Origin of the sequence: Methylobacterium oryzihabitans, assembly GCF_004004555.2 — a bacterium.
GTDB classification, from domain to species: domain Bacteria; phylum Pseudomonadota; class Alphaproteobacteria; order Rhizobiales; family Beijerinckiaceae; genus Methylobacterium; species Methylobacterium oryzihabitans.
Map to the genome: position 1 here is coordinate 15335 of NZ_SACP01000006.1, position 25136 is coordinate 40470.

Here is a 25136-nt window from a genome sequence, read left to right on the forward strand (position 1 = left end):
CTTCCCGCCCACGGGGAGAGGAGAGAGCCACCGCCTCGTTCGAAGACGGAGCGAGCCCAAGTCCGCCTTGGAGCGACCCGCTCAGAGCGACTTGCGCTCGGCCAGCCGGCTGACGCCGAAGGACAGCGCGCCGCCGATGACGATCAGCAGCAGGCCGACCTTGACCGCGGCCCAGAGCAGCGAGCGCTCGATGCCGTCGTCGGTCAGCATGATGAGCAGGCAGGCGAGCACCGGCAGCGACACCACGATGCCAATCGGGATCAGGGGGTTGGAGGGCTTGTCGGCCATGCGCGTGTCCTCGGGCGTGTGTCGGGGCGTGGTTCGCCGGAATGTGCGCCGCGGGTCTTAGCATCCCTGCCGGCCGCTTGGGGACACCCCCGCGCGCGATTCTTTGGTCCTGCGACACGACACCGTGGCAGCGGTGCCGCCCGGTGTTGCCTTCCGGCACCGCCCGGGTCCATGGTCCTTCGAATCGTTCTCGGGAGAAGGGGAGGCCGACAATGGCCCAGACGCCACGCCCACGCATCGACGCCGGCCGCCTGCGCTCGCGGCTGTGGTTCGACAATCCCGACAACCCGGGCATGACCGCGCTCTACCTCGAGCGCTATCTCAATTACGGCCTGACCCAGACCGAGCTGCAATCGGGCAAGCCGCTGATCGGTATCGCCCAGACCGGCTCCGATCTGTCGCCGTGCAACCGCCACCACCTCGAACTCGCCAAGCGGGTGCGCGAGGGCATCACCGCGGCCGGCGGCGTGGCATTCGAGTTCCCCTGCCACCCGATCCAGGAGACCGGCAAGCGGCCGACGGCGGCCCTCGACCGCAACCTCGCCTACCTGTCGCTGGTCGAGGTGCTGTACGGCTATCCCCTCGACGGCGTCGTGCTGCTCACCGGCTGCGACAAGACCATGCCGGCCTGCCTGATGGCGGCGGCGACCGTGAACATCCCGGCGATCTCGCTCAATGTCGGGCCGATGCTCAACGGCTGGAGCCGCGGCGAGCGCACCGGCTCGGGCACCGTGGTGTGGAAGGCGCGCGAGCGCCACGCCGCCGGCGACATCGACTACCAGCAGTTCCTCGACATCGTCGCGTCGTCGGCGCCCTCGACCGGGCACTGCAACACGATGGGCACCGCCTCGACCATGAACGCGCTCGCCGAGGCGCTCGGCATGGCGCTGCCGGGCTCGTCGGCGATCCCCGCGCCCTACCGCGAGCGCGGGCAGGCCGCCTACGCGACGGGCCTGCGCATCGTCGACATGGTGTGGGAGGACCTGAAGCCCTCCGATATCCTCACCCGCGAGGCGTTCGAGAACGCCATCGTCGCCAACACGGCGATCGGCGGTTCGACCAACGCGCCGATCCACATCAACGCCATCGCCAAGCACATCGGCGTGCCGCTGACCTGCGACGACTGGGAGAAGGTCGGCTACGACGTGCCGCTGCTCGTCAACATGCAGCCGGCCGGGCAGTATCTCGGCGAGGAGTATTTTCGCGCCGGCGGCCTGCCGGCGGTGATCTCCGAACTGATCGAGGCCGGGCGGATCCACACCGAGGCGCTGACCTGCAACGGCCGCACCATCGGCGAGAACTGCCGCGAGGCGCGGACCTGGGACCGCGACCTGATCCGGCCCTACGGCGAGCCGCTGCGCGAGCGGGCCGGCTTCCTCAACCTCAAGGGCTCGCTGTTCGACTCGGCGATCATGAAGACGAGCGTCATCAGCCGCGAGTTCTACGACCGCTACCTCGCCAATCCCGAGGATCCCTACGCCTTCGAGGGCCGGGTCGTGGTGTTCGACGGGCCGGAGGACTACCACCACCGCCTCGACGACGACTCCCTCGACATCGACGAGCACACGATCCTCATCATGCGCGGCGCCGGGCCGATCGGCTATCCGGGTGCGGCCGAGGTGGTGAACATGCAGCCGCCGACCGCGCTGATCCGCCGGGGTGTGCTGTCGCTGCCCTGCATCGGCGACGGGCGCCAGTCCGGCACGTCGGGCACGCCCTCGATCCTCAACGCCTCGCCGGAGGCGGCGGCGGGCGGCGGCCTCGCCCTGCTCCAGAACGGCGACCGCGTCCGCATCGACCTCAACAAGCGCACTGCCGACATCCTGCTCTCCGACGAGGAGCTGCAGCGCCGGCGCGACGACCTGAGCGCCCGGGGCGGCTACCCCTACCCGGCGAGCCAGACGCCGTGGCAGGCGATCCAGCGCGCGATGGTGGCCCAGCTCTCCGAGGGCATGATCCTCAAGGGCGCCGAGGCGTTCCAGCGCGTCGCCCAGAGCATGGGCCCGCCGCGCGACAACCACTGAGGCGGCGAGGGGCGGAGCGCGGCCCGAACCCTCCCTCTGCGGCACGACGGCCAGGGAAAAATCCCTTTCGGAATCAAGCGCGGGATCCCCTCTCCCGGGTGGGAGAGGGGTAGGGGTGAGGGTGGAGCCGGTTCCGCAATGACTCTGGGCCGTCGAGCTGCGCAGCTCGACGCTGGGAGTCCATCTCGGAACCCGAGCCACCCTCACCCCCGGCCCCTCTCCCACTCGGGAGAGGGGAGACGCGCCACTTCTTTTCCCCGCACAGCCCCGCCGCAGAGGTGGGGGAGGGTTCGGACAGCCCCCACCCTACGGCAGCGCGCCGATCATCTCCTTGGCCTTGGTCATGGTGTCCTCGCAGGCGGCGTCCTGCCCGGCCTTGTCCTGGGTCTTGGCCTGCTCGATGAGGCGCCGGGCCTCGCCGATCTTCCCCGCGTCGGGCTTCATGGCCGGGTCGCTCGGCTGGCCGGCGGGCGGGGCCGGGAGGGCGCGGGGCGAGCCGGTCGCGGTGCCGGTGCTGCCGGTGCTGCCCGTCACCGAGGCCGCGCCCGGGCTGTCGAGCCGGCGCTCGATCGTGGCGATCTGCTGGCCGCAGGGACTGGCGAGGGCGGGGACGGCGCCCGCCAGCACGGCGAGGGCGGCAAGGGTGAGGCTGCGCATCGGTCTGTCTCCTCCGGGCGTCCGGACGGGGGACAACTCCGGCGGGCGCTCCGGTGTCCGTCGCCGGACCCCCGGACCAAAGTCCGACAGGCTCAGGCGGTGAGGATCTGCCTCACGTCGTGAGGATCTGCCTCACGTCGTGAGGATCGGCGGCGGGACGTAGCGGCAGCCCAGGGCCTCCAGCATCCCGGCGACCGCGATCGCGGTGCGGTCCTGCCCCGGCCCGGCGATGATCTGCACGCCCACCGGCAGGCCGGCCGGATCGCGCGTCACCGGCGCCACCGCGGCGGGCAGGCCGCTGAGGGTCGCGAGCGAGGGCCATTTCAGCAGGTCGAAATACGGATGCGCCGCGCCGTCGACCGACAGCCGGCGGGCGTGCAGGTCCGGCCCGTGGTCGTGCGGGATCGCCGGCACCGGCGCCGGCGGGCACAGCAGCACGTCGTGATCGGCGAAGAACGCTGTCCAGGCGGCGTGGATCGCCGCCCGCCGGGTCTGGAGCGCGCCGTAGGTCGCGGCGTCGAGCCGGGCGCCGCGGGCCTGGAGCGCCGGATGCGAGTCGTCGTCGGGGGAGAAATCCCGGGCGCGCGCCGCGATCCGGTCGCGGATCGCCGGCGGCAGGCTCGCGGCCACGAGGGCGTGGTTGAGGAGCGCGAACAGCCGGAAGTTCTCGGCGAGGTCGATCGCCGGACGGGCCTCGTCGACCCGGGCGCCGGCCCGGCGCAGGAGATCCGCCGCCTCGGTCACGGCCCCGCTCACGGCCGAAGCCGCCGGGGCGAAGCCGGCGGCGGCCATCACGGCGACGCGCAGGCCTTCCGGCGCGGTGCGGCGGGGCGGGTCGAGGCGCGGGCGCAGGCCGTCGGGCGCGGCCGGCCCCAGGACCACGTCGAGAACGAGGCCGAGATCGGCGGCCGAGCGCGCCAGCGGCCCGGCGACCACGAGGTCGCCCTCGCGGGTCGCCCCCGGCTCCGGCGGGACGTGGCCGCGGGTCGAGACCAGCCCCCAGCTCGGCTTGAGCCCGAACAGCCCGCAGGCATGGGCCGGCCAGCGGATCGAGCCGCCGAGGTCGGAGCCGAGCTCGACCGCGCTCATCCCGGTGGCGACCGCGACCGCCGCCCCGCCGGACGATCCACCCGGCGAGCGCTCGGGATCGTAGGGGTTGCGGGTGGTGCCGTAGACCGCGTTGGTGGTCTGGAAGTCGCCCGACCAGGGCGGGACGTTGCTCTTGCCGAGGATCACCGCGCCGGCCGCCCGCAGCCGGGCGACGGCCGCCGCGTCCGCCTCCGGCACCCGTTCGCGGTGGGCCGGCGCGCCGGCGGTCGAGACGAGGCCGGCGACGTCGAAGGCGTCCTTGATCGTGACGGGAAGCCCGTCGAGGGGCAGCGCCGTGCCGGCGGCGAGGCGCGCGTCGCTGGCGGCGGCCTGACGCCGGGCCGCCTCCGGATCGAGGGCCACGACCGCGTCGAGGCGCGGGTTGAGCGCCGCGATCCGGGCGAGCGCCGCGTCGAGCAGCTCGACGGCCGAGACCTCGCGCGCCAGCAGCAGGCGGCGCTGGGCGCTCGCGGCGAGGGTCAGGAGGGTGTCGGGCATCGGCTCTCCTCGTCGTCGCGGGCCGCCGCCCGCCACGCCCGCACCACCCGGTCGAGCTCGGCGACGTCGCGCTCGGGCAGCCGCCCGAGGGTGCGGCGGACATAGGCCGCCTGGGCGGCGATGCCGGCTTCCGCCAGCGACAGGCCGGCGGGCGTGAGGTGGAGCGCGTGCGAGCGCCGGTCGGCGGGGCTCGCCCGGCGCTCGACCAGCCCGGCCTCGACCAGCCCCGAGACGTTGCCCTTGGTCACGTAGAGCCGCGCCGCGAGATCCTGCTGGGTCAGCCCCTCCTGCTCCGACAGGGTGGACAGGGCGTCGAATTGCGGGATCGACAGGCCGAGCGCCCGCAGCTCCCCGGCGATGGCGGCGGAGACCCGCCGGTGCAGGCGCAGGAAGCGGAACCACACCCGCAGCGGCTCCGTCTCGTCGGCGGCGGGATCGGGGGTCGGCAGCGGCTCCATGCGAGATAGTTTATATCGGAACCATTGCGGCGCCACCACGCTTCGCGGATCGTCCCCGCCTCATCGTGGAAGGGCAGCCGCGAGAGACCTGTAGCCGTCCGGATCCACCGTCTTCAGCCGTGCGAGGGCATGCGCGGCATCCCGCAGGGCCGCGTCGCGTGGGGACGCGGCGCGGTACTCCGCCTTGGCCGCCTTCACTTCCTTCACGAGGGTCCTGAACTCGGCCACGGGATCCTTGCCTCCATCGGCATCAAGGCTTCGGATGACCGGCGGCGACGCGCCTTCCGGGGCCTGATCCAGTCGCGCGATCACAGCTTCCAGGGCGTCGGAGATGATGCCGATCTGGTGACCGTAGCTCCCGACCCTGGCGAGGATCGCCTTCTCGATCTCGGGCACGGTGTAGGTGATGTCCGGTGCCAGATCCTGGCTCACAGACCCGCTGAAGGGCCAGAAGACGGGGAAGCAGAACATCGAGTTCCAGGTCGGTCCATAGGACATGACAGATCTCCGGCGCCGAGCGGCACCGGAGACTGTCGTTCAGGACATGAAGACGCGCAACGGGCGCCGGTCAGGCCGGCGCCCCCACGGTGTCGGCCATCCGGGCTTTGCGGGTGCCGAGCGGCGTCTCCGGCCCGACCGTGGTGTCGCGCACGGTCTGGTGCTCGATCTCGGCGTTGATCTCGCCGCCGATCAGCACGATCGTCGAGGAGATCCAGATCCAGGTCATGAAGCCGATCACCGCGCCGAGCGAGCCGTAGGTCTCGTTGTAGTTGCCGAAGTTGGAGACGTACCAGGAGAACCCGATCGAGGCGACGAGCCACACCACCCCGGCGACCACGCTGCCCGGGGTGATCCAGCGCCAGCGCGGCAGGTCGCGGCTCGGGCCGTAGCGGTAGAGCAGGGCGAGGCCGAACAGCAGGATCGCGAGCAGGATCGGCCAGCGCAGCAGGGCGATGTACCACGCCGACGGGCTGATGCTGATGCCGAAATAGCCGATGAAGTTGAGGACCACCGGCAGCACCACGATGCCGGTCAGCGCCGTGACGACGAACAGCAGCGCGCCGAGGGTGAAGGCCAGCGAGCGCAGGTTGAGCTGGACGAAGCTGCGCTTCTCTTCTTCCTCGTAGACGATGTTGAGGGCGTCGAACATCGCCTTGACGCCGGCGTTGGCGCTCCACAGCGAGATCGCGAGGCTGGTGAAGAAGGTGAGGCCGAGCGTGGTGTTGCCCTTGGCGGTGATGCGCTTGACCTGCTCGCCCAGGATGTCGAGGGCGCCCGAGGGCAGCACGCCCTGGAGCATCGCGAGGTGGTCGTTGATGGTCGCGGCGTCGGCGACGAGGCCGTAGAGCGACACCAGCGCGGCCATCGCCGGGAAGATGGCGAGCAGGGTGTAGAAGGTCGTGCCGGCCGCGACCGAGAGCACCCGGTCCTTCTGGAACTCGACGTAGACCCGGTAGAGGATGTCCTTCCAGCCCTTGGCCGGGATCTCGGTCGGGGTCTCGGCCTTGCGGCCGCGATTCTCCTCGGTGTCGGCGACCCATTGCGCCGGACGGCCCGAATAGGAGCGCGCGCCCTGGCCGAGATGCCGGGTCGGGTCCGGCGCGGCCTCGGCGGCGGCCGGGCGCCGGGCGGTCACGAGGCGCACCAGCGCAAGGCCGAGGAAGGCCGTCCACAGGAGCGAGGTCGCGGGCGCGGCGGGGCCGGGCCGGGAATCGGGCATGGTCGGGCACCTTCTGCGGAGGACCACGGGCAAGCGTCGACCGGCAAGCGTGGGCGGTCGTGGTCACAACGTCGCGCCGGGGCGAGTCGTTCCGGCCGGACGGTCGCGCGCCCGTCCGCTGAAGCGACGCTGGGTCAAAGGGTTACGGCCGCTGCGGCAGGTCCCGGGCGGAGGTGTCGGGCGCGGCCTGCGCCACGATCTGGGCGGCGAGTGCGTGGTAGAGCCCGTGCGGGCAGATCAGCTTCGCGGTCGCGTCGGCGATGAGGGCTGCGATCATCAGCGGGATCATCATCGCGTGGGTCTCGGTCATCTCCGAGACGATGACGAAGGCGGTGATCGGCGCCCGCAGCGTGCCGGCGAGGTAGGCCACCATCCCGATCAGCACGAGCGCCCCGGGCGGCGTGCCGGCGAACAGCCGGGCGACCTCGGCCCCGAGCCCGGCCCCGACGGCGAGCGAGGGGGCGAACAGCCCGCCCGGGATGCCGCTGACCGAGGACAGCACGGTCGCGGCGAACTTCGCCGGGGCGAAGCCCTCGTGGACCGGCTCGGTGCCGTGCAGCAGCGCCCGCGCCTGCTCGTAGCCGGTGCCGTAGGCGTGGCCGCCGGTGAGGAGCCCGCACCCGGCGACGCCGAGGCCGCACAGGGCCGCGAAGGCGACGGGATGGCGGGCGATCCAGGCCCCGGCCCGCCCCGGCAGGCCGCGCCCGAACGCAATCACGATCCGGCTGAACAGCCCGCCGGCGAGTCCGCCGCTCACGCCGCAGATCGCCACCGCGAGCCAGTCGGCCCCGAACGGCAGCCGGGCGGCGGTCCGGCCGAAATACGAGTAGTCGCCGACCAGCGCGAGGGAGGTGAGGCCCGCCGCGATGATCGTGGTGACGACGAGCCCGGAGGTCCGGGACTCGAAGCTGCGGCTCAGCTCCTCGATCGCGAACACGATGCCGGCGAGCGGCGTGTTGAACGCCGCCGCCACCCCGGCCGCGCCGCCGGCGAGGAGCAGCCCGCTCAGCCGCTCGGGCGACAGCCGCCCGGCCGCGGCCATCAGCGCCGCCCCGACCTGCACCGTCGGCCCCTCGCGCCCGATCGAGGCGCCGCAGAGCAGGCCCATCGTCATCACGACGATCTTGCCGAAGGCCACCCGCAGCGAGACGAGAGCGTGGCGCCGGACCGGATCCTCGATCTCGCGGGCGGCGATGACCTGCGGGATGCCGCTGCCCTGCGAGTTCGGAAAGACATTGCGGGCGAGCCAGACCGCGCCGGCGAAGCCGAGCGGGGCCAGGCCCAGGGCGATCCAGGGCGAGACCGCGAGGACCGCCCGGAACGAAGCCTGCGCCCCGTCGGCGAGCTTGGCCATCAGCACCGCCGCCCCGCCGACCGCGAGGCCGCCGGCGAGGAACAGCCCGCGCCGCAGCCACTGGTCGGCGAGCGCCCGGGACGAGCCGGTGACGCGCTGCACGAGATCCCGAACCCGACCCATTCCTCAACCCGCTCGCGATGCCGGGGCGACCTTGGCCGAAAGGGCGCCGGTTGCGAAGGCCGAAAGCGTCGCCGCAGGGGAGGCCGGCCTCGCCATCCGGCCGCGTTCGGCCGACAATGCCCCGGCGCCCGCGGGCGCCACGGGGAGGGAGACCGACGATGCGGGTGCTGGTGGTGGGGGCCGGGGCGACCGGCGGCTATTTCGGGGCGCGGCTGGCCGAGGCGGGGCGCGACGTGACCTTCCTGGTCCGGCCGGCGCGGGCGGCGCGGCTCGCCGCGGACGGGCTGGTGGTGCGCAACCCCGACGGCGTGCTGCGGATCCCGTCGCCCCGCACCGTCACGGCCGACGGCCTCGGGGGGCCCTACGACCTCGTGCTCCTGAGCTGCAAGGCCTACGACCTCGCCGGCGCGGTCGAGGCGGTGGCGCCGGCGGTCGGGCCGGAGACGGCGGTGCTGCCGATCCTCAACGGCATGGCCCATCTCGACCTCCTCGACGCCCGCTTCGGCCCCGGCCGGGTGCTCGGCGGCTCCTGCGCCATCGCCGGCACGGTGAACGAGGCCGGCGAGATCGTGCGGATGACCGACCTGCATAGCCTCACCTTCGGCGAGCGCGCCGGTCCGGGGGATAAGCCCGGCGTTTCGGGCGGGACGCCCGACACGGGCGGGAGGCCCGACAGGATGGCGGCGGTCACCGCCCTGATGCAGGGCGTCGCGTTCCAGGCGCGGCCGAGCGACCGGATCCTGCTCGAGATGTGGGAGAAGTGGGTGTTTCTCGCCGCGCTCGCCGCCGGCACCTGCCTGATGCGGACCTCGGTCGGCGACATCGTGGCGGCGCCGGGCGGGCGCGAGTGGATGCTCGGCCTGTTCGAGGAATGCCGCGCGATCGCCGCCGCGGCGGGCCACGCCCCGCGCGAGAAGGTGGCGCAGAACGGCCGCGCGATGCTGACCGCCGAAGGCTCGCCCGCCACCGCCTCGATGATGCGCGACCTCTCGGCCGGCAACCGGATCGAGGCCGACCACGTCGTCGGCGACCTCATCCGCCGCGGCCGCGCCGGCGATCCGGGGGCGGCGCTGCCGCACCTCACCACCGCCTACATCCACCTCAAGGCCTACGAGGCCCGCCGCGCCCGCGAGGGATGATCCGCCCGGCTTGCCGGCCCGCGCCGCTGGGTTAAGCTCCCGCGGTCGGACCGGACGCGGAGCGCGGGCGATGGCGGAGAGCGACACGATCGCCGCGGCGGCACCGCCGCGGTGCCAGCAGACGGCGCTGCCGGATTTCGGGCACTTCTTCGAGGAGCAGCGCCGCCGCCGGCACGAGGGCGCGCCGGAGGGGGCCGGGCCGCCCCGGGACGACGCTCCGCTCACCCTCGAGGACGCCCGCCACGTCGCGCTGCTCAAGGGCATCGCCGCCGAGGTGCTGGGACAGGCGGCGGCGCAGCTCGCCCCGCACGGGGTGCTGGTCGAGCGCGGACCGCCGCTTCGCGGCCGGCCGGATTTCGAGCAGGCCTACACCCAGTTCATGCTCATCAACCGCCGGACCGGCGAGCGCTCGGACGTCTACGTCATGAGCATCACCGATGCCGGCTACTTCCTCGCCAGCGCCTGCGACCCCCGCCTCGACCACGACCACGCCGACCGGCAGGTGACGCATTGCGACGCCGCCGAACTCTCCTGCGAGATCGTCGCCCGGGTGGTGAAGGACGCGGTGCTGCACGTCGCCTGAGGGGCGGTGCAACACGGTCTCACGGATTCGCGAGCCGGCTCGACAACCCGCTTGACCCGGTCGCGCCGCGGGCGCAGCATCCTCCTCGTCGAGTCGGACTCGAGGAGGCAAGCCATGAGACATCAGGGCCGCAGCTCTCACGCGACGCAGACCAATGCCGGTGACCAGGACACGCCACCGGACCACTTCCGACAGGGATAGTGGCTCCAGGGCGGATTGACGGGCACGGTGCCGAGACGGCCTTGTGACGTGCCCCCTCGACCTCCGCCAACCCTGGAACGTGGACCCTGCCTTCTCGGGCCTGCCGGTGAGTCCGGCGGGCCTTTTTGCCGTTCGAGGACCCCGTTGACGATGCCTGCCCCGCTCCGCCGGATGCTCGGGTCCGCATTCCTGCTGCTCGGGCTCGCCGCGCCGGCCCTCGCCCAGGGCGGTCTCGTCACCAACCCGTTCGCGTCGAACTATCCGTCGCGGCCGGTGCGTCCGGCCCCGGCGACGGCGACGCCCCTCGTCCTGCCCGACGCGGTCGATCCGCGCCACGCCGCCCTCCCGGAGGGCGAGGCCCGGCGGCGGACCTGCCTCGAGCGCTACCGCGCCAACCGGGCCGCCGGCACCGGCAACGGCGGCCTGCGCTGGACCCAGAAGGGCGGCGGCTACTACGCCGCCTGCAACCGCCGCCTCGCCGGGTAGGTCACGCCGCCCGGACGCTGTCGAGGAAGCGCGCCACCTCCTGGCTCAGATGCTCGGATTGCCGCGACAGCGCCGAGGCCGAATCGAGCACCTGGGCCGCGGCGGTCCCGGTCGCCTCCGCCGCCAGGGCGACGCCGCCGACGTTGCTCGTCACCGCGCCGGCACCGGTTGCCGCCTGGGCGACGTTGCGCACGATCTCCTGGGTCGCGGCGCCCTGCTCCTCGACCGCCGCCGCGATCGAGGCGGCGACGCCGCTGATCTCGCGGATGCGCGCACCGATGCCGCCGATCGCCGTCACCGCCTGACCGGTCGCCCCCTGGATCTGGGCGATCTGCCCGCCGATCTCCTCGGTCGCCCGGGTGGTCTGGGTGGCGAGTTCCTTGACCTCGGCGGCCACCACCGCGAAGCCGCGGCCCGCCTCTCCGGCCCGGGCCGCCTCGATGGTGGCGTTCAGCGCCAGCAGGTTGGTCTGGCTCGCGATGCCGGAGATCATCGTCGCCACGTCGCCGATCCGCGCCACGGTGGCGCTGAGCTGCTGCACCAGCCGCGCGGTCTGCTCGGCCTCGCCGACCGCCGCCTGGGCGAGGCCGGCCGAGCCGGAGACCTGCCGGCCGATCTCCTGGACCGAGCTGCCGAGCTGCTCGGCCGCCGCCGCCACCGTGCCGACATTGGCCGCGGCGTCCTCGGCGGCGGCCGCCGCCGCCGCCGATTGCCCGGCCGTCTCGGTCGCGGTCGCGGTCATCGACCGGGCGGCGGCCTGCATCTCGCCGGCCCGGGCCGACACCGCCTCGACGACGCCGCTCACTGCCGCCTCGAAGCGGTCGGCCATCCGGCGCATGCCGGTCCGGCGCTGCTCCTCGGCGCCGAGCCGGGCCTCCGCGGTCTCGGCCTCCAGGGTGCGGGTGCGGATCAGGTTGTCGCGGAACACCTGCACCGCCCGCGCCATCCGCCCGACCTCGTCGCGCCGCCCGGTGCCGGCGATCGGCGCCGCCTCGTCGCCGGCCGCCAGCCGCTCCATCGTGCGGGCGAGGGCGACCACCGGGCGGGCGACGCCGCCCTGGAGGATCAGCCAGGCCAGCAGCACCGCCGCGGCGGCGACGCCGAGCGCGACCGCCAGCGTGGTCCGCCGCCCCGTCTCGACCGCCGCCGCAGCGTCGGCGGTCGCCCGCCGGACGGTGGCGTCGGCCTCGGTGACGATCGCCGCCAGCAGCCGGCCGGCCTCGGCGAGGGCCGGATCGACCTGCTCGCGGGCGATCTTCAGCGCCTGATCCTGCTGGCTGCCGAAGGTCTTGGTGATGAGTTCGTCGGTGGCCTCGAAGGCGCGGTCGAACCGCGCCTGCACCGCCTCGCTGCGGGCCTGCGCCGCCGGCATCAGGGCGGTCAGCGCCTTCAGGTGGTCCGGCAGCGACGCGGCCATCGCCTTGGTCTGCTTCTCGAGGGCGTCGAGTTCCGACATCGAGCTCTCCGAGACGATGCGGTTGGCAATCGCCCCGTAGCGTGCGAGGTCGAGTTCGACCGTCATCGCCGCCTGCGCCGCCGCCACGTCGCGCTCGATCACGCCCGCGTAGGTGTCGGCGATCCGCGTCATCCGCGTCACCGCGAAGCCGCACAGGCAGGCCAGCGCCGCCAGGAGAAGGCCGACCGGCAGCGACGCCTTCACGAAGATCCGCATGTTGCTCAGGGCCAGCCGTCTCACCGCACCTCTCCCTCGTTCCGGGTCCGTCCGGCTCGCACTCTGCTCGATCCATGTCCCGCATCGGTCGAGAGGCTGCGCAAGCAGTCCGGACGGCGTCGCCCTACGCTATCCGGCCGGACCCGCGACAGCTTATCCTGGCGATCGTCTACGTTGCTTTAAGGGCGGGACGGTTCCGACCTGCGAGTGTCTCACGGAGATCGTCGTCTATTCTGTGAACGCTGCAGCATTCGATCGATCTTGCGGCGCGACGCAGCGGTGAGCGGAAGTCGTCGGCGTGTCGGAGGCGACGAGGTGTCACAACTTTTCGGATCAAAATGCAATCAAAGGTTGAGGTTCGACATCGATGACGTGCCGGATCCTCGGCGACCGGGCGCGCACGGCCGGAAGAGACCGCGCCTGTGCCCGGATCCGAGGCGGGCGGCCGGACTCGGAGCCGGTGGAGCGTGCCCGGCCGGTTGTCCGCCGGGCCGCGGTCAGGCCGGTTCGCCCACGGCCCGGGCGCGCCTCGTGCGGTCGGCCTGGAGCGCGTTGATGAGGTAGGGGTGCCACAGCCCGAAGGCGGCGTGGATCGTCTGGTCCACGTCGATGAACTGGAACGGCTTGCTGAGGACGCCCGAGACGCCGAAGGCGCTCAGCCGCCGGGTCTGCCCCGCGAGGCCGACCCCCATCAGGATGAGCTTGATCCCGGGCCGGCGCGCCTCGATCTGGCAGGCGACCTCCAGGGCCGGGCAATCCGTCAGCCCGGTATCGACGATCGCGAGGTCGAAGCTCTGGCCGGCGACGAGGTCGAGCGCCCGGCGTCCGCTCTCCGCCTCCACGATGCCGAACGAGAAATGGCTCTGGTCGAGCAGCCGCCGGATCACCGAGCGGGTCGCGCGGTTGGGGTCGACCACCAGCAGGTTCAGGGGGCGCCGGATCACCCGGGCCGCCGCCAGCACGTTGTGGATCTGCTGACCGGTCAGGGGCTTGATGAGCACGTCGTAGACCCCGAGCCGCGCCGCCGTGGTGTGCCAGTGCGGCGACAGCAGGTCCGAGAACAGCACCACGACCTTGCCCGCCCCGGCCTGCCGGCGCCACTCGGCGAGGGACGCGCCGTTCAGGCCCGGCAGCGTCACGTCGAGGAAGATCACGTCGGGCGGCGCGGCCAGGGCGCGCTCGAACGCGGGGCCGTCCCCGACCTCGGTCACGGCGGTGCCCGGGGCGTCGCTCCTGACCATGGCCGCCACGGATTGCCGCGACGCGCCGTCGGCTTCGGCGATCAGGACGGCCAGGGGATCGGTCATGCGGCGGGTCTCGTTCGCGGCGGCGCACGGGTCATCCCGCCGTGATACGCCGTCTGCCCTTACGTTTCGTTGCCGTCTCGACGCAGAGACGCCGCGATCGTCTTGGGCGCCGCCGGTCTTCGACTGGTCTTTCCCAGGGGCAGGCGCCGCGCCTCAGCGCGGGACCGCGTTCGGGTCGGCGTTGAGCGGCAACGGGCCGTCGTTGGTCGGGAAGAAGCGCCGCGACGGCGACTGGCGCGGCTGGACCGGCGTGCCGCGCAGCGGCGCCACATCGACCTGTCCCTCGCGGTTGACCGTGCGGGCCGGGCGGGTGTCCTCGCCGCGCTGGGCCTGCTCCCGGCGCCTGCGCTCGGGCTTGGCCGCCACCGGCGCGTCCTCCTGCTCCTTCGGCTCCGCCACGATGTCGGTGCCGCCTTTGCAGTCGACCAGCCAGACGTCGTAGATCGGGTGCTCGATCGCGTGCAGGCCCGGGCTCGACGCGAACATCCAGCCGGTGAAGATGCGCCGGTACTTGTTTTCCAGCGTGACCTCGTCGACCTCCAGGAAGGCGGTGGTCTTGGCGCTCTCGGTCGGCGGCCGGGTGTAGCAGACCCGCGGCGTCATCTGGAGCGCGCCGAACTGCACGGTCTCGTCCACCGCGACCTCGAACGACACGATGCGCCCGGTGATCTTGTCGAGGCCGGAGAACACCGCGGTCGGGTTGCGGATCTTGTCGGCGAGCGCCGCCGTCGAGGCGACGCAGAGGGCGGCGAGAAGGCCGGCGCGCGCGGCGGTACGGACGGTCATGCGGCTCGGCCCAACCCTCGGAGCAGTCACGGGACTCGCCGTAGAACCAACAAGGGTGGTGGAAAAAGGGCGGAGTTCAAGGCCATCACCCGAAGACCCCGATTCCGGCTGTGTCGCCCGGCCTCCGTCGTCGGCGGAAGGATTTTTCGAGCACGACGTTCAAGGGGGAGACGGAATCCGGACGATCACTTCCGGATGCCGTCTTCCCAGCCTGCGCGGCGCATGAGCGAAGCCGGAATCCGCATCGCGAAGCGATTGCTCAGCAGTCGCCACGATCCCGAAGGGATCGCCGGGCGATCAATCGGATTTCGTATGACCATCAGCCTCGCGCCGACCGCGGACGGTCGCGTCGCCCCCGGGCGACCGTTGCGGAATCCGTGCCGGGGTTTCGGGAAACCGCCGAGGGCGCGGTGCCGTGCCCACGCCCTTCCGCCGCCCGATCCGACCGTGCTACAGACCCGGGCGCACAGTGGCGGCGTCCTCCCTGCCGCTCCGAGGGAGAGGCCGGCTGCGACCCATGTACCTCATCGACACCTCGCTCGTGTCCCTGTTCGATCCGCAGGAGCGCGCCGCCGCCTCGGACGTGATCGCCTGGATGGAGCGGCACGACCGCCTGCTGGTCCTCAGCGCCATCACCCTCATGGAACTGGAGCGCGGCCTCATGGCGCTGCGCCGCGCGGGGGCGGAACCGCGGGCCCTGGCGATCGAGGCTCTGCGCGACGCGCTGCTGCGCGATTTCGGCCCGCGACTGGTGCCGGTCGATGCGGAGGTGGCGCTGATCGCCGCCCGCCTCGCCGAGATGCCGGAGGCCGCCCCGCTGCCGGCGCTGCTCGTCGCCGCCACCGCGCGGGCCCGCGGCCTGACCGTGCTGACCCGCGACCCCGACCGCTTCGCGGCGACCGGCGTCGCGGCCCTCAACCCCCTCGCCGGCCTGCCGCCGGACGTCGGGGGCTAAGCGGCCTTGCGTCGGCAAGCCAACGCTTCGTCCGCTTAGGTCTCTGTTTTGCCGCAGATTTTTGTCGCAAAACCGGCAACCACTCTTGCGAAATCTGCTTAGCGCCCCGCCGTCATCGCCAGGACGGCGTCGAACAGGCCGTTCCAGCCCTCGTGCCACAGCGACAGCATCGTGGCGGGCGCGAGCGCCAGCACCGCGTGGGTCTCGCGCCCGGCGTTGCGCAACTCGGCGCCGAGCCCGCGCGCCAGCGCCCGCATCGGCCGGTTGCCGGGCAGCACCCGCATGTGGAGCCGGCGCACCCCGGCATTGCGCCCGGCCTCGGCGACGCGCCGGCCGAGCGCGGTGCCGAGGCCGCGGCCGCGGAACGGCGCCTCGATCGTGAAGGCGGCCTCGGCCTCGGGGCCGAGACGGGCGCCGCCGGCCGGCCGCAACTCGCCGAGACCCCGCAGGGTCCCGCCCGCGAAGGCGCCGTAGACGAGTCCCGCGCCGGTCAGCGACCGGGCGGCGTAGGCGGCGGCGCCGTCGTCGCTCACGGCGCCGAAGAAGCGCTGGAAGCGGCTCGCGCCGTCGAGGCGGCGGAAATGCGCCTGGACCGCCTCGCGATCGCTCGGCCACAGGCGTCGGATGACGCAGTCGGGATTCGAGTCGGACATGGTGTCGGCTCCGTTCTTGTTGTCGTTCGGCCGTCCCTGGTCCCTTCCTCCGCCCCCGGCCGGCGTCGCGGCGCCGGCGGCGTCCGGCCGGTTCTCCGGCTCCGTGACGCGGATGGTGCAATGCAGCAGGGCGCGGCACCGTTCCGCCGGGCGGGCGGGCGGCGGTCCTGCCGCGGGCGCATGCGCCGGCCCCATTGTCACCGCATTGCCCGCGGCGGGGCCTCGGGCTAAGCCGTCCCCCGTGACCCACAGCCCTGCTCCCGGGCGACCCGGCTCCGGCCCGGTCGCCGCCCGCTACGACGCCCTGGTGGCCTCCGGCGCGATCGAGCGCGACCCGGCCCAGATCGTCCTGGTGGAGCGCCTCGACGCCCTGCTGGACGAGCTCGCCCGCGTGCCCCCGCCGGCGAAGCCCGGCATGCTCGGCCGGCTGTTCGGACGCCGGCCCGAGCCGGCGGCGGCGCCGCGCGGCCTCTACGTCTGGGGCCTCGTCGGCCGCGGCAAGACGATGCTGATGGACCTCTTCCACGAGGCGGCACCGGAGCCCAAGCGCCGGGTCCACTTCCACGCCTTCATGGGCGACGTGCACGAGCGCATCCACCGCCACCGGCAGGCGGTGAAGCAGGGCACCGCCAGGGGCGACGACCCGATCGCGCCGGTTGCGGAGGCGCTCGCCGACGAGACCCGGCTCCTGTGCTTCGACGAGTTCACGGTGACCGACATCGCCGACGCGATGCTGCTCGGGCGCCTGTTCACCGCCCTGTTCGCGCACGGGGTCGTGGTGGTGGCGACCTCGAACGTCGAGCCCGACCGGCTCTACGAGGGCGGCCTGAACCGGGCGCTGTTCCTGCCGTTCATCGACCTGCTCAAGCAGCGCGTCGAGGTGGTGCGGCTCGATTCCCGCACCGATTTCCGTCTCGAGAAGCTCGGCGGCTCCCCGGTCTACCACGTGCCGGCCGACGCCGCTTCCGCGCAGGCCCTCGACCGCGCCTTCCTGGCGCTGACCGGCGAGCGGCGGGGCCGGCCGGCGGCGATCGCCGTCAAGGGCCACGAGGTGTCGATCCCCGAGGCGGCCGGCGGCACGGCGCGGTTCACCTTCGCCGACCTCTGCGCCCGGCCGCTGGGTGCCGCCGACTACCTCGCCCTGGCCGAGCGGTTCCACACCGTGATCGTCGAGGGCATCCCGGTGATGGACCTGCCCCAGCGCAACGAGGCCAAGCGGTTCATCACCCTGATCGACGCGCTCTACGACGCCCGTGTCAAGCTGCTCGCCTCGGCCGCCGCCGAGCCGACCGCGCTCTACGCCGCCGAGACCGGCCGCGAGGCGTTCGAGTTCGAGCGCACGGTGTCGCGGCTGATCGAGATGCGGTCCGAGGAGTACCTCGCCCTGCCGCACGGGCGGCCGGATTCCGAGGCGTCGGGCAGCACGACCGGGCTGGTCGAGACCTGACGCGCGGCCTCCGGGGCTTCTCGCCCCCGGTCCGGCCCGGTAACGTCGGGCTTCCCGGCCGCTTCCGGCCCCGGCAGCCCCGTTCGTCCATGACCCGCAGCCGCCCCGGCGCCCAGACCCGCGACGAGCCGGCCGCCCCGGAGGGCGGTCCGCCCTCCGTCGGGGCCGCGGCCCGGGCGCGGTCGGCTCCGCCGTCGGCCGATGCCCGGCTGCTCGCCATCGCGGCCGAGCACCTGCGCCGCCTCGGGCACCGGGGGGTGACGGTGGTGGGCGTGGCGGCCGAGGCCGGCATGACCCACGCCAACGTCTACCGCTACTTCCCCTCGAAGGTCGCGCTGGTCGATGCGGTCGCCGGGCGCTGGCTGCGGGAGGTCGAGGCGGAACTCGCCGTCATCGCCGACGCGCCCGACCCGGCCGACGACAAGCTGGAGCGGCTGCTGCTCGCGCTCGCCGCGCTCCAGCGCGACGCGCTGCTCCACGATCCCAACCTGTTCGCGGTCCATCTCGACGCCACGGTCGAGTCGCGGCCGATCGCCCGGCGCCACCGCGGGCGGCTGCGGGTGCTGGTCGAGCGGGTGATCGAGGAGGGGCTCAATGCCGGCGCCTTCTCGCTGCGCGACCGCGAGCGGGCGCTGGCCTTCATCTTCGACGCCAGCCACCGCTTCATCCACCCGGCCTCGATCCAGCTCGACGCCGAGATCCCGCGCGACCTCATCGACCTGCGGCTCGGGGCGGTGATCCGGGTGCTGCTGCGGGCGCTTCGCACCGGTGTGCTCTGAGGCGGGTGACAGCTTGGTCATTCTGTAACCCGGGCGGCCATCATCGGGGAAGTCGCTGCAATATCTTGCTTTTGTCTGTTCTCGGCGAGGTTCCCTGGGGCAGCTCACGGCCTGTTGCGGGGGCCGGAACCGGCGGCTCGGGTTGTCGGGCCGGGCTTTTTTCGCCAAACAGGCCCCCGCTTGGCGCGGGCTCCACGCGAGCGGACCCCGGCCCCTGACGGTTTCCTCCATACCGCGAAGGATCGGACCTACATGGCACGCAAGAAGATCGCCCTGATCGGCGCCGGACAGATCGGCGGCACGCTCGCGCACCTCGCCGGCCTCAAGGAACTCGGCGACATCGTGCTGTTCGACATCGCCGATGGCGTGCCCCAGGGCAAGGGCCTCGACATCGCCGAGTCGGCCCCGGTCGACGGCTTCGACGCCAAGTACAGCGGCGCGAGCGACTACAGCGCCATCGCGGGCGCCGACGTGGTGATCGTGACGGCCGGCGTGCCGCGCAAGCCCGGCATGAGCCGCGACGACCTGATCGGCATCAACCTGAAGGTGATGGAAGCGGTCGGCACCGGCATCAAGACCCACGCCCCGAACGCCTTCGTGATCTGCATCACCAACCCGCTCGACGCGATGGTGTGGGCGCTGCAGAAGTTCTCGGGCCTCGACCCGAAGAAGATCGTCGGCATGGCCGGCGTGCTCGACTCGGCCCGCTTCCGCCACTTCCTGGCCGAGGAGTTCGGGGTCTCGGTCGAGGACGTCACCGCCTTCGTGCTCGGCGGCCACGGCGACGACATGGTGCCGCTGGTGCGCTACTCGACGGTCGCCGGCGTGCCGCTGACCGACCTCGTCAAGCTCGGCTGGACGACCCAGGAGAAGCTCGACGCGATGGTCGAGCGCACCCGCAAGGGCGGCGGCGAGATCGTCAACCTGCTCAAGACCGGCTCGGCCTTCTACGCGCCCGCCGCCTCGGCGATCGCGATGGCCGAGAGCTACCTGAAGGACAAGAAGCGCGTCCTGCCCTGCGCCGCCCACCTCACCGGCCAGTACGGCGTCGACGGCCTGTTCATCGGCGTGCCGATCGTGATCGGCGAGAACGGCGTCGAGCGCGTCCTCGAGGTCGAGTTCTCGGCCGACGAGAAGGCGATGTTCGAGAAGTCGGTCAACTCCGTGAAGGGCCTGATCGAGGCCTGCAAGAGCATCAACGGCGCGCTGGCGTAACCGGCCCCGCGGGCGCGGCCGAGGGCCTGTCGACAGGCCCCGCCGCGCCCGCTCCGTGCCCGACGCCCCGCCTTCACCAGGAAGCCACCCATGAACATCCACGAATACCAAGCCAAGGCCGTGCTCCAGCAGTTCGGCCTGCCGGTCTCGAACGGCCGCGCGATCTTCAAGGCCAGCGAGGCCGAGGCCGCCGCCAACGAGCTCGGCGGCCCGCTCTGGGTGGTGAAGTCCCAGATCCACGCCGGCGGGCGCGGCAAGGGCAAGTTCAAGGAGGCCGAGGCCGGCGAGAAGGGCGGCGTGCGCCTCGCCAAGTCGGTCGAGGAGGTCAAGGCCTTCGCCGGCCAGATGCTCGGCAACACCCTGGTCACGATCCAGACCGGCGAGGCCGGCAAGCAGGTCAACCGCCTCTACATCGAGGACGGCTCGGACATCGAGACCGAGTTCTACCTGTCGATGCTTGTCGACCGCGAGACCGGCCGGGTCGCCTTCGTGGTCTCGACCGAGGGCGGCATGGACATCGAGGCGGTCGCCCACGACACGCCTGAGAAGATCGTCACCTTCTCGGTCGACCCGGCCACCGGCGTGCTGCCGCATCACGGCCGCGCGGTCGCCAAGGCGCTCGGCCTCACCGGCGCGCTCGCCAAGGAGGCGGCGGACGTCACCAGCAAGCTCTACGAGGCGTTCACCGCCAAGGACATGAGCATGCTGGAGATCAACCCGCTCATCGTCACCACGGACGGGCACCTGAAGTGCCTGGACGCCAAGATCTCGTTCGATTCGAACAGCCTCTACCGCCACCCGGACATCGTGCAGCTGCGCGACACCACCGAGGAGGACGAGAAGGAGATCGAGGCGTCGAAGTACGACCTCGCCTACATCGCGCTCGACGGCACGATCGGCTGCATGGTCAACGGCGCCGGCCTCGCCATGGCGACGCTCGACATCATCAAGCTCTACGGCGAGGAGCCGGCGAACTTCCTCGATGTCGGCGGCGGCGCCTCGGAGGAGAAGGTCACGGCGGCGTTCAAGATCATCACCGCCGACCCGAACGTGAAGGGCATCCTGGTCAACATCTTCGGCGGCATCATGAAGTGCGACGTGATCGCCAACGGGGTGATCGCGGCGGTGAAGGCGGTCGGCCTCCAGGTCCCGCTGGTGGTGCGCCTCGAGGGCACCAACGTCGAGAAGGGCAAGGAGATCATCCGCAACTCGGGCCTCAACGTGATCCCGGCCGACGACCTCGACGACGCGGCCCAGAAGATCGTCGCGGCGGTGCGTGGCGGAAACTGACCGTTGATCTGGGTTGCGCTCCTGTCCTTGATGCCGACGGTCGTATTGGCTGGAATCCCCCTAGTGATCGGGATCTGGCTGTCCAGGCGGTTCGGCTTCTATCTCGGATGCGCATCCCTCCTCCTGGTAGCTGCAGTCGTGATGATCGCAATATCGGATCTAATCTACTGCTCAAACGCTCAAGTTGTGAGTTGGGAAAACGATAACTACCCGATTTACGACCGAGAGTGCGGTCCAGGCGGCTTGTTCGTCGTTCTCGTTTTAATCGTGGGCGCGCCGGTCGTTGTCGCTCTCAGCGTTGTCCTGATGAAGCTGCGACCTCAAATCGCAAAGCGCCCGCTAACTCCACGGAGTCCCTGACAGCATGTCCATCCTCATCGACAAGAACACCAAGGTCATCTGCCAGGGCTTCACCGGCAAGAACGGGACCTTCCATTCCGAACAGGCGATCGCCTACGGCACCAAGATGGTCGGCGGCACCTCGCCGGGGAAGGGCGGCTCGACCCATCTCGGCCTGCCGGTCTTCGACACCGTGAAGGAGGCCCGCGAGGCCACCGGCGCCGACGCCTCGGTGGTCTACGTGCCGCCGCCGGGCGCCGCCGACGCGATCTGCGAGGCGATCGACGCCGAGATCCCGCTGATCGTCTGCATCACGGAAGGGATTCCCGTTCTCGACATGGTGCGGGTCAAGCGCTCGCTCGAAGGCTCGAAGTCGCGGCTGATCGGCCCGAACTGCCCGGGCATCGTCACGGCGGGCGAGTCGAAGATCGGCATCATGCCGGCCAACATCTTCAAGCCCGGCTCGGTCGGCATCGTGTCGCGCTCCGGCACCCTGACCTACGAGGCGGTGTTCCAGACCACCAACGAGGGCCTCGGCCAGACCACCGCGGTCGGCATCGGCGGTGACCCGGTCAAGGGCACCGAGTTCATCGCGATGCTCGAACTGTTCCTGGCCGACGACAGGACCGAGTCGATCGTGATGATCGGCGAGATCGGCGGCTCGGCCGAGGAAGAGGCGGCGCAGTTCATCGCCGACGAGGCCAAGCGCGGCCGCAAGAAGCCGATGGTCGGCTTCATCGCCGGCCGCACGGCGCCCCCCGGCCGCCGCATGGGCCATGCCGGCGCGATCATCTCGGGCGGCAAGGGCGGCGCCGAGGACAAGATCGCCGCGATGGAAGCCGCCGGCATCAAGGTTTCGCCGTCGCCGGCCCGCCTCGGCAAGACCCTGGTGGAAGTCCTGCGGGGCTGAGGCCCCGAGGAAACCAGCAACGCTTTCTGCACCCGGTGCATGGCAGACCGCCCGGCACCGGACGGGCCCCGACCCCAGATGAGGGGCCCGACAGCGACGAATCCGGCGCCCGGACTGCCTGGGCGCCTCCATCCCCCGGCGAGAGGGCGGTCCGACCCCCCTTACGTCCTCCCGGGCAGGAAACCGCGGATAGACACGCCATGGCACGCCAGGACGCGAACGACGCCCTCCTCGGAACCTCGTTCCTGTACGGAGGCAACGCCGCCTACATCGAGGAACTGTACGCGACCTACACCCGGGACCCGAACGCGGTCGATCCGGAGTGGCGGACCTTCTTCGAGGGCCTGAAGGAGGACCGGGCCACGGTCGTCAAGAACGCCGAGGGCGCGTCCTGGACCAAGCCGAACTGGCCGATCGCGGCCAACGGCGAGATCGTCTCGGCGCTCGACGGCAACTGGGCGACCCTGGAGAAGGCGGTCGGCGAGAAGATCAAGGCGCGCCAGGAGGCCAAGGGCCCCGCCGCCGCGCCGGTCGACGTCCAGCAGGCGACCAAGGATTCCGTGCGCGCGATCATGCTGATCCGTGCCTACCGCATGCGCGGCCACCTGCACGCCAAGCTCGATCCGCTGGGCCTGCAGCCGCGCGGCGACCACGAGGAGCTGCACCCGCAGCATTACGGCTTCACCGAGGCCGACTGGGACCGCCCGATCTTCCTCGACAACGTGCTCGGGCTCGAATTCGGCACCATCCGGGAGATCGTCGCGATCCTGGAGCGGACCTACTGCCAGACCCTCGGCTTCGAGTTCATGCACATCTCCGATCCCGAGGAGAAGGCCTGGATCCAGGAGCGCATCGAGGGCAAGGACAAGGAGGTCTCGTTCACCGAGCAGGGCCGGCGGGCGATCCTCAACAAGCTGATCGAGGCGGAAGGCTTCGAGAAGTTCCTCGACCTCAAGTACACCGGCACCAAGCGCTTCGGCCTCGACGGCTCGGAGGCGATGGTCCCGGCGCTCGAACAGATCATCAAGCGCGGCGGCGCGCTCGGCGTCACCGACATCGTGCTCGGCATGGCGCATCGCGGCCGGCTCAACGTGCTCGCCACCGTGATGTCGAAGCCGTTCCGGGCGATCTTCCACGAGTTCAAGGGCGGCTCGTCGTCCCCGGCCGAGGTCGAGGGCTCGGGCGACGTGAAGTACCATCTCGGTGCGTCGAGCGACCGCTCGTTCGACGGCAACACCGTCCACCTGTCGCTGACCGCGAACCCGTCGCACCTCGAGATCGTCGATCCGGTGGTGCTCGGCAAGGTGCGGGCGAAGCAGGACCAGACCGGCGACGAGCAGCGCACCAGCGTGCTGCCGCTCCTCATCCACGGCGACGCCGCCTTCGCCGGCCAGGGCGTGGTGGCCGAGTGCTTCGGCCTGTCGGGCCTGAAGGGCCACCGCACCGGCGGCTCGATCCACTTCATCATCAACAACCAGATCGGCTTCACCACCGATCCGCGCTTCTCGCGCTCCTCGCCCTACCCGTCCGACGTGGCGAAGATGGTCGAGGCCCCGATCTTCCACTGCAACGGCGACGACCCGGAGGCGGTGACCTTCGCGGCCAAGATCGCGACCGAGTACCGGCAGAAGTTCCACAAGCCGGTCGTGATCGACATGCTGTGCTACCGCCGCTTCGGCCACAACGAGGGCGACGAGCCCGCGTTCACCCAGCCGAAAATGTACCAGATCATCCGCAAGCACCCGTCGACGCTGGAGACCTACTCCAAGCGGCTGGTCGAGGCGAACGCGGTCAAGGCCGACGAGGTCGAGGCCCGCAAGGCGGAGTTCCGCGCCACCCTCGACAGCGAGTTCGACATCGCCACCGGCTACAAGGCCAACAAGGCCGACTGGCTCGACGGCCGCTGGTCGGGCCTGAAGGCGGTGCGCGAGGACGAGGACGACCCGCGCCGCGGCCGCACCGGCGTCGCGACCGACCTCCTCAAGGAGATCGGCCGCAAGATCACCGAGGTCCCGGCGGAGTTCCACCTCCACCGCACGATCAAGCGCTTCCTCGACAACCGCGCCAAGGCGATCGAGACCGGCGAGGGCCTGGACTGGGCCACCGCCGAGGCGCTGGCCTACGGCTCGCTGCTGCTCGAAGGCCACAAGGTCCGGCTCTCGGGCCAGGACGTCGAGCGCGGCACCTTCTCGCAGCGCCACTCGGTGCTGATCGACCAGGAGAACGAGGAGCGCTACACGCCCCTCAACCACGTCAAGGACGGGCAGAGCCGCTACGAGGTCATCAACTCGATGCTCTCGGAGGAGGCGGTGCTCGGCTTCGAGTACGGCTACTCCCTCGCCGAGCCGAACGCGCTCGTCCTGTGGGAGGCGCAGTTCGGCGACTTCGCCAACGGCGCGCAGGTCGTGGTCGATCAGTTCATCTCGTCCGGCGAGCGCAAGTGGCTGCGCATGTCGGGCCTCGTGATGCTGCTGCCGCACGGCTACGAGGGCCAGGGGCCCGAGCATTCCTCGGCCCGCCTGGAGCGCTACCTGCAGATGTGCGCCGAGGACAACATGCAGGTCGCCAACTGCACGACGCCCTCGAACTACTTCCACATCCTGCGCCGGCAGCTCAAGCGCGACTTCCGCAAGCCGCTGGTGCTGATGACGCCGAAGTCGCTGCTGCGCCACAAGCGAGCGGTGTCGCCGCTCTCCGACCTCGCCGAGGGCTCGACCTTCCACCGGGTGCTGTGGGACGACGCCGAGCGGGCGCCGGAGGGCGTCAAGCTCGCCAAGGACGACAAGGTCCGGCGGGTCGTGCTGTGCTCGGGCAAGGTCTATTACGACCTCTACGAGGAGCGCGAGAAGCGCGGCGTCAACGACGTCTACCTCCTGCGCGTCGAGCAGCTCTACCCGTTCCCGCTGAAGTCGCTCGCCGCCGAGATCGCCCGGTTCCGCAACGCCGAGGTGGTGTGGTGCCAGGAGGAGCCGAAGAACATGGGCTCCTGGGCGTTCGTCGAGCCCTACCTGGAATGGGTGCTCAACCAGGCCGGCTCGGCCTCCAAGCGCCCGCGCTACGTCGGCCGCCCGGCCTCGGCCTCGACCGCGGTCGGCCTGATGTCGAAGCACCTCGACCAGCTCCAGGCCTTCCTCAACGAGGCCCTGGCGGTCTGAACCGCCGG

22 protein-coding genes are annotated in these 25136 nt (G+C 71.7%); 11 read left to right on the top strand and 11 right to left on the bottom strand.

Features of this window, described 5'->3' with window-relative positions; all coding sequences use genetic code 11:
* Window positions 1-81: 81 nt before the first annotated feature.
* Window positions 82-288 carry a hypothetical protein gene (locus EOE48_RS07930; protein ID WP_127728257.1) on the bottom strand — a complete coding sequence of 69 codons (207 nt, stop codon included), beginning with the start codon at window positions 286-288 and terminating at the stop codon, window positions 82-84.
* Between the two features lie 212 nt (window positions 289-500).
* Between EOE48_RS07930 and EOE48_RS07935 the strand changes: the two genes are divergently transcribed.
* Window positions 501-2312, top strand: coding sequence for an IlvD/Edd family dehydratase (locus EOE48_RS07935; protein ID WP_127728258.1), 1812 nt, complete (start codon window positions 501-503; stop codon window positions 2310-2312).
* Window positions 2313-2618: 306 nt separating this feature from the next.
* Here EOE48_RS07935 and EOE48_RS07940 read toward each other — a convergent pair whose 3' ends face one another.
* The 6 genes from EOE48_RS07940 to EOE48_RS07965 form a co-directional block, all read right to left on the bottom strand.
* The gene (locus EOE48_RS07940) at window positions 2619-2969 is read right to left on the bottom strand and encodes a hypothetical protein (protein WP_127728259.1); all 351 of its coding nucleotides are present in this window, start codon (window positions 2967-2969) and stop codon (window positions 2619-2621) included.
* Between the two features lie 132 nt (window positions 2970-3101).
* Window positions 3102-4556, bottom strand: coding sequence for an amidase (locus EOE48_RS07945; RefSeq protein WP_127728260.1), 1455 nt, complete (start codon window positions 4554-4556; stop codon window positions 3102-3104).
* On the bottom strand, window positions 4538-5014 hold the full coding sequence (locus EOE48_RS07950) for a MarR family winged helix-turn-helix transcriptional regulator (RefSeq protein ID WP_127728261.1): 477 nt from the start codon (window positions 5012-5014) through the stop codon (window positions 4538-4540). The genes EOE48_RS07945 and EOE48_RS07950 overlap by 19 nt, the downstream gene beginning before the upstream one ends.
* A gap of 60 nt (window positions 5015-5074) precedes the next feature.
* Window positions 5075-5512 carry a hypothetical protein gene (locus tag EOE48_RS07955; RefSeq protein ID WP_127728262.1) on the bottom strand — a complete coding sequence of 146 codons (438 nt, stop codon included), beginning with the start codon at window positions 5510-5512 and terminating at the stop codon, window positions 5075-5077.
* Between the two features lie 70 nt (window positions 5513-5582).
* The gene (locus EOE48_RS07960; RefSeq protein ID WP_127728263.1) at window positions 5583-6734 is read right to left on the bottom strand and encodes a YihY/virulence factor BrkB family protein; all 1152 of its coding nucleotides are present in this window, start codon (window positions 6732-6734) and stop codon (window positions 5583-5585) included.
* A 142-nt stretch (window positions 6735-6876) separates the two neighbouring features.
* Window positions 6877-8211 carry a chloride channel protein gene (locus tag EOE48_RS07965; RefSeq protein WP_127728264.1) on the bottom strand — a complete coding sequence of 445 codons (1335 nt, stop codon included), beginning with the start codon at window positions 8209-8211 and terminating at the stop codon, window positions 6877-6879.
* Window positions 8212-8369: 158 nt separating this feature from the next.
* Here EOE48_RS07965 and panE point away from each other — a divergent pair, with 158 nt between their 5' ends.
* From panE to EOE48_RS07980, 3 genes are all read left to right on the top strand, one after another.
* Window positions 8370-9350: a 2-dehydropantoate 2-reductase gene (gene panE / locus EOE48_RS07970; RefSeq protein WP_127728265.1), complete on the top strand. Its 981-nt coding sequence runs from the start codon at window positions 8370-8372 to the stop codon at window positions 9348-9350.
* Between the two features lie 70 nt (window positions 9351-9420).
* A complete protein-coding gene (locus tag EOE48_RS07975) occupies window positions 9421-9933 on the top strand; it encodes a hypothetical protein (protein WP_127728266.1) in 513 nt (170 codons plus the stop codon).
* 351 nt (window positions 9934-10284) lie between these two features.
* Window positions 10285-10620: a hypothetical protein gene (locus EOE48_RS07980; RefSeq protein WP_127728267.1), complete on the top strand. Its 336-nt coding sequence runs from the start codon at window positions 10285-10287 to the stop codon at window positions 10618-10620.
* A gap of 1 nt (window position 10621) precedes the next feature.
* Here EOE48_RS07980 and EOE48_RS07985 read toward each other — a convergent pair whose 3' ends face one another.
* The 3 genes from EOE48_RS07985 to EOE48_RS07995 all read right to left on the bottom strand — a co-directional run bounded on the left by EOE48_RS07985 (window position 10622) and on the right by EOE48_RS07995 (window position 14385).
* Window positions 10622-12316 carry a methyl-accepting chemotaxis protein gene (locus tag EOE48_RS07985; protein ID WP_425463635.1) on the bottom strand — a complete coding sequence of 565 codons (1695 nt, stop codon included), beginning with the start codon at window positions 12314-12316 and terminating at the stop codon, window positions 10622-10624.
* 473 nt (window positions 12317-12789) lie between these two features.
* Window positions 12790-13599 carry a response regulator gene (locus EOE48_RS07990; RefSeq protein ID WP_127728268.1) on the bottom strand — a complete coding sequence of 270 codons (810 nt, stop codon included), beginning with the start codon at window positions 13597-13599 and terminating at the stop codon, window positions 12790-12792.
* Between the two features lie 153 nt (window positions 13600-13752).
* Entirely contained in the window at window positions 13753-14385 is a 633-nt protein-coding gene (locus EOE48_RS07995) for a DUF2155 domain-containing protein (protein ID WP_127728269.1), read from the bottom strand.
* Window positions 14386-14902: 517 nt separating this feature from the next.
* Between EOE48_RS07995 and EOE48_RS08000 the strand changes: the two genes are divergently transcribed.
* On the top strand, window positions 14903-15340 hold the full coding sequence (locus EOE48_RS08000) for a PIN domain-containing protein (protein WP_127728270.1): 438 nt from the start codon (window positions 14903-14905) through the stop codon (window positions 15338-15340).
* A gap of 98 nt (window positions 15341-15438) precedes the next feature.
* Here EOE48_RS08000 and EOE48_RS08005 read toward each other — a convergent pair whose 3' ends face one another.
* A complete protein-coding gene (locus EOE48_RS08005) occupies window positions 15439-15993 on the bottom strand; it encodes a GNAT family N-acetyltransferase (protein ID WP_127728271.1) in 555 nt (184 codons plus the stop codon).
* 241 nt (window positions 15994-16234) lie between these two features.
* Here EOE48_RS08005 and zapE point away from each other — a divergent pair, with 241 nt between their 5' ends.
* The 6 genes from zapE (at window position 16235) to EOE48_RS08035 (ending at window position 25128) form a co-directional block, all read left to right on the top strand.
* A complete protein-coding gene (gene zapE / locus EOE48_RS08010) occupies window positions 16235-17440 on the top strand; it encodes a cell division protein ZapE (protein ID WP_246154044.1) in 1206 nt (401 codons plus the stop codon).
* A gap of 89 nt (window positions 17441-17529) precedes the next feature.
* Window positions 17530-18219 (top strand): TetR/AcrR family transcriptional regulator, encoded by a 690-nt coding sequence (locus EOE48_RS08015; RefSeq protein ID WP_127728273.1) that lies wholly within the window; start codon window positions 17530-17532, stop codon window positions 18217-18219.
* 252 nt (window positions 18220-18471) lie between these two features.
* Window positions 18472-19434, top strand: coding sequence for a malate dehydrogenase (gene mdh, locus EOE48_RS08020; RefSeq protein WP_127728274.1), 963 nt, complete (start codon window positions 18472-18474; stop codon window positions 19432-19434).
* A 90-nt stretch (window positions 19435-19524) separates the two neighbouring features.
* Window positions 19525-20724 (top strand): ADP-forming succinate--CoA ligase subunit beta, encoded by a 1200-nt coding sequence (gene sucC, locus EOE48_RS08025; RefSeq protein WP_127728275.1) that lies wholly within the window; start codon window positions 19525-19527, stop codon window positions 20722-20724.
* Between the two features lie 364 nt (window positions 20725-21088).
* Window positions 21089-21973 carry a succinate--CoA ligase subunit alpha gene (gene sucD / locus EOE48_RS08030; protein ID WP_127728276.1) on the top strand — a complete coding sequence of 295 codons (885 nt, stop codon included), beginning with the start codon at window positions 21089-21091 and terminating at the stop codon, window positions 21971-21973.
* Window positions 21974-22173: 200 nt separating this feature from the next.
* On the top strand, window positions 22174-25128 hold the full coding sequence (locus EOE48_RS08035) for a 2-oxoglutarate dehydrogenase E1 component (protein ID WP_127728277.1): 2955 nt from the start codon (window positions 22174-22176) through the stop codon (window positions 25126-25128).
* Window positions 25129-25136 lie beyond the last annotated feature (8 nt).

Coding starts and splice junctions, on each gene's coding strand:
- EOE48_RS07930 (WP_127728257.1), bottom strand. CDS start 288: ATGGCCGACAAGCCCTCCAACCCCCTGATCCCGATTGGCATCGTGGTG.
- EOE48_RS07935 (WP_127728258.1), top strand. CDS start 501: ATGGCCCAGACGCCACGCCCACGCATCGACGCCGGCCGCCTGCGCTCG.
- EOE48_RS07940 (WP_127728259.1), bottom strand. CDS start 2,969: ATGCGCAGCCTCACCCTTGCCGCCCTCGCCGTGCTGGCGGGCGCCGTC.
- EOE48_RS07945 (WP_127728260.1), bottom strand. CDS start 4,556: ATGCCCGACACCCTCCTGACCCTCGCCGCGAGCGCCCAGCGCCGCCTG.
- EOE48_RS07950 (WP_127728261.1), bottom strand. CDS start 5,014: ATGGAGCCGCTGCCGACCCCCGATCCCGCCGCCGACGAGACGGAGCCG.
- EOE48_RS07955 (WP_127728262.1), bottom strand. CDS start 5,512: ATGTCCTATGGACCGACCTGGAACTCGATGTTCTGCTTCCCCGTCTTC.
- EOE48_RS07960 (WP_127728263.1), bottom strand. CDS start 6,734: ATGCCCGATTCCCGGCCCGGCCCCGCCGCGCCCGCGACCTCGCTCCTG.
- EOE48_RS07965 (WP_127728264.1), bottom strand. CDS start 8,211: ATGGGTCGGGTTCGGGATCTCGTGCAGCGCGTCACCGGCTCGTCCCGG.
- panE (WP_127728265.1), top strand. CDS start 8,370: ATGCGGGTGCTGGTGGTGGGGGCCGGGGCGACCGGCGGCTATTTCGGG.
- EOE48_RS07975 (WP_127728266.1), top strand. CDS start 9,421: ATGGCGGAGAGCGACACGATCGCCGCGGCGGCACCGCCGCGGTGCCAG.
- EOE48_RS07980 (WP_127728267.1), top strand. CDS start 10,285: ATGCCTGCCCCGCTCCGCCGGATGCTCGGGTCCGCATTCCTGCTGCTC.
- EOE48_RS07990 (WP_127728268.1), bottom strand. CDS start 13,599: ATGACCGATCCCCTGGCCGTCCTGATCGCCGAAGCCGACGGCGCGTCG.
- EOE48_RS07995 (WP_127728269.1), bottom strand. CDS start 14,385: ATGACCGTCCGTACCGCCGCGCGCGCCGGCCTTCTCGCCGCCCTCTGC.
- EOE48_RS08000 (WP_127728270.1), top strand. CDS start 14,903: ATGTACCTCATCGACACCTCGCTCGTGTCCCTGTTCGATCCGCAGGAG.
- EOE48_RS08005 (WP_127728271.1), bottom strand. CDS start 15,993: ATGTCCGACTCGAATCCCGACTGCGTCATCCGACGCCTGTGGCCGAGC.
- EOE48_RS08015 (WP_127728273.1), top strand. CDS start 17,530: ATGACCCGCAGCCGCCCCGGCGCCCAGACCCGCGACGAGCCGGCCGCC.
- mdh (WP_127728274.1), top strand. CDS start 18,472: ATGGCACGCAAGAAGATCGCCCTGATCGGCGCCGGACAGATCGGCGGC.
- sucC (WP_127728275.1), top strand. CDS start 19,525: ATGAACATCCACGAATACCAAGCCAAGGCCGTGCTCCAGCAGTTCGGC.
- sucD (WP_127728276.1), top strand. CDS start 21,089: ATGTCCATCCTCATCGACAAGAACACCAAGGTCATCTGCCAGGGCTTC.
- EOE48_RS08035 (WP_127728277.1), top strand. CDS start 22,174: ATGGCACGCCAGGACGCGAACGACGCCCTCCTCGGAACCTCGTTCCTG.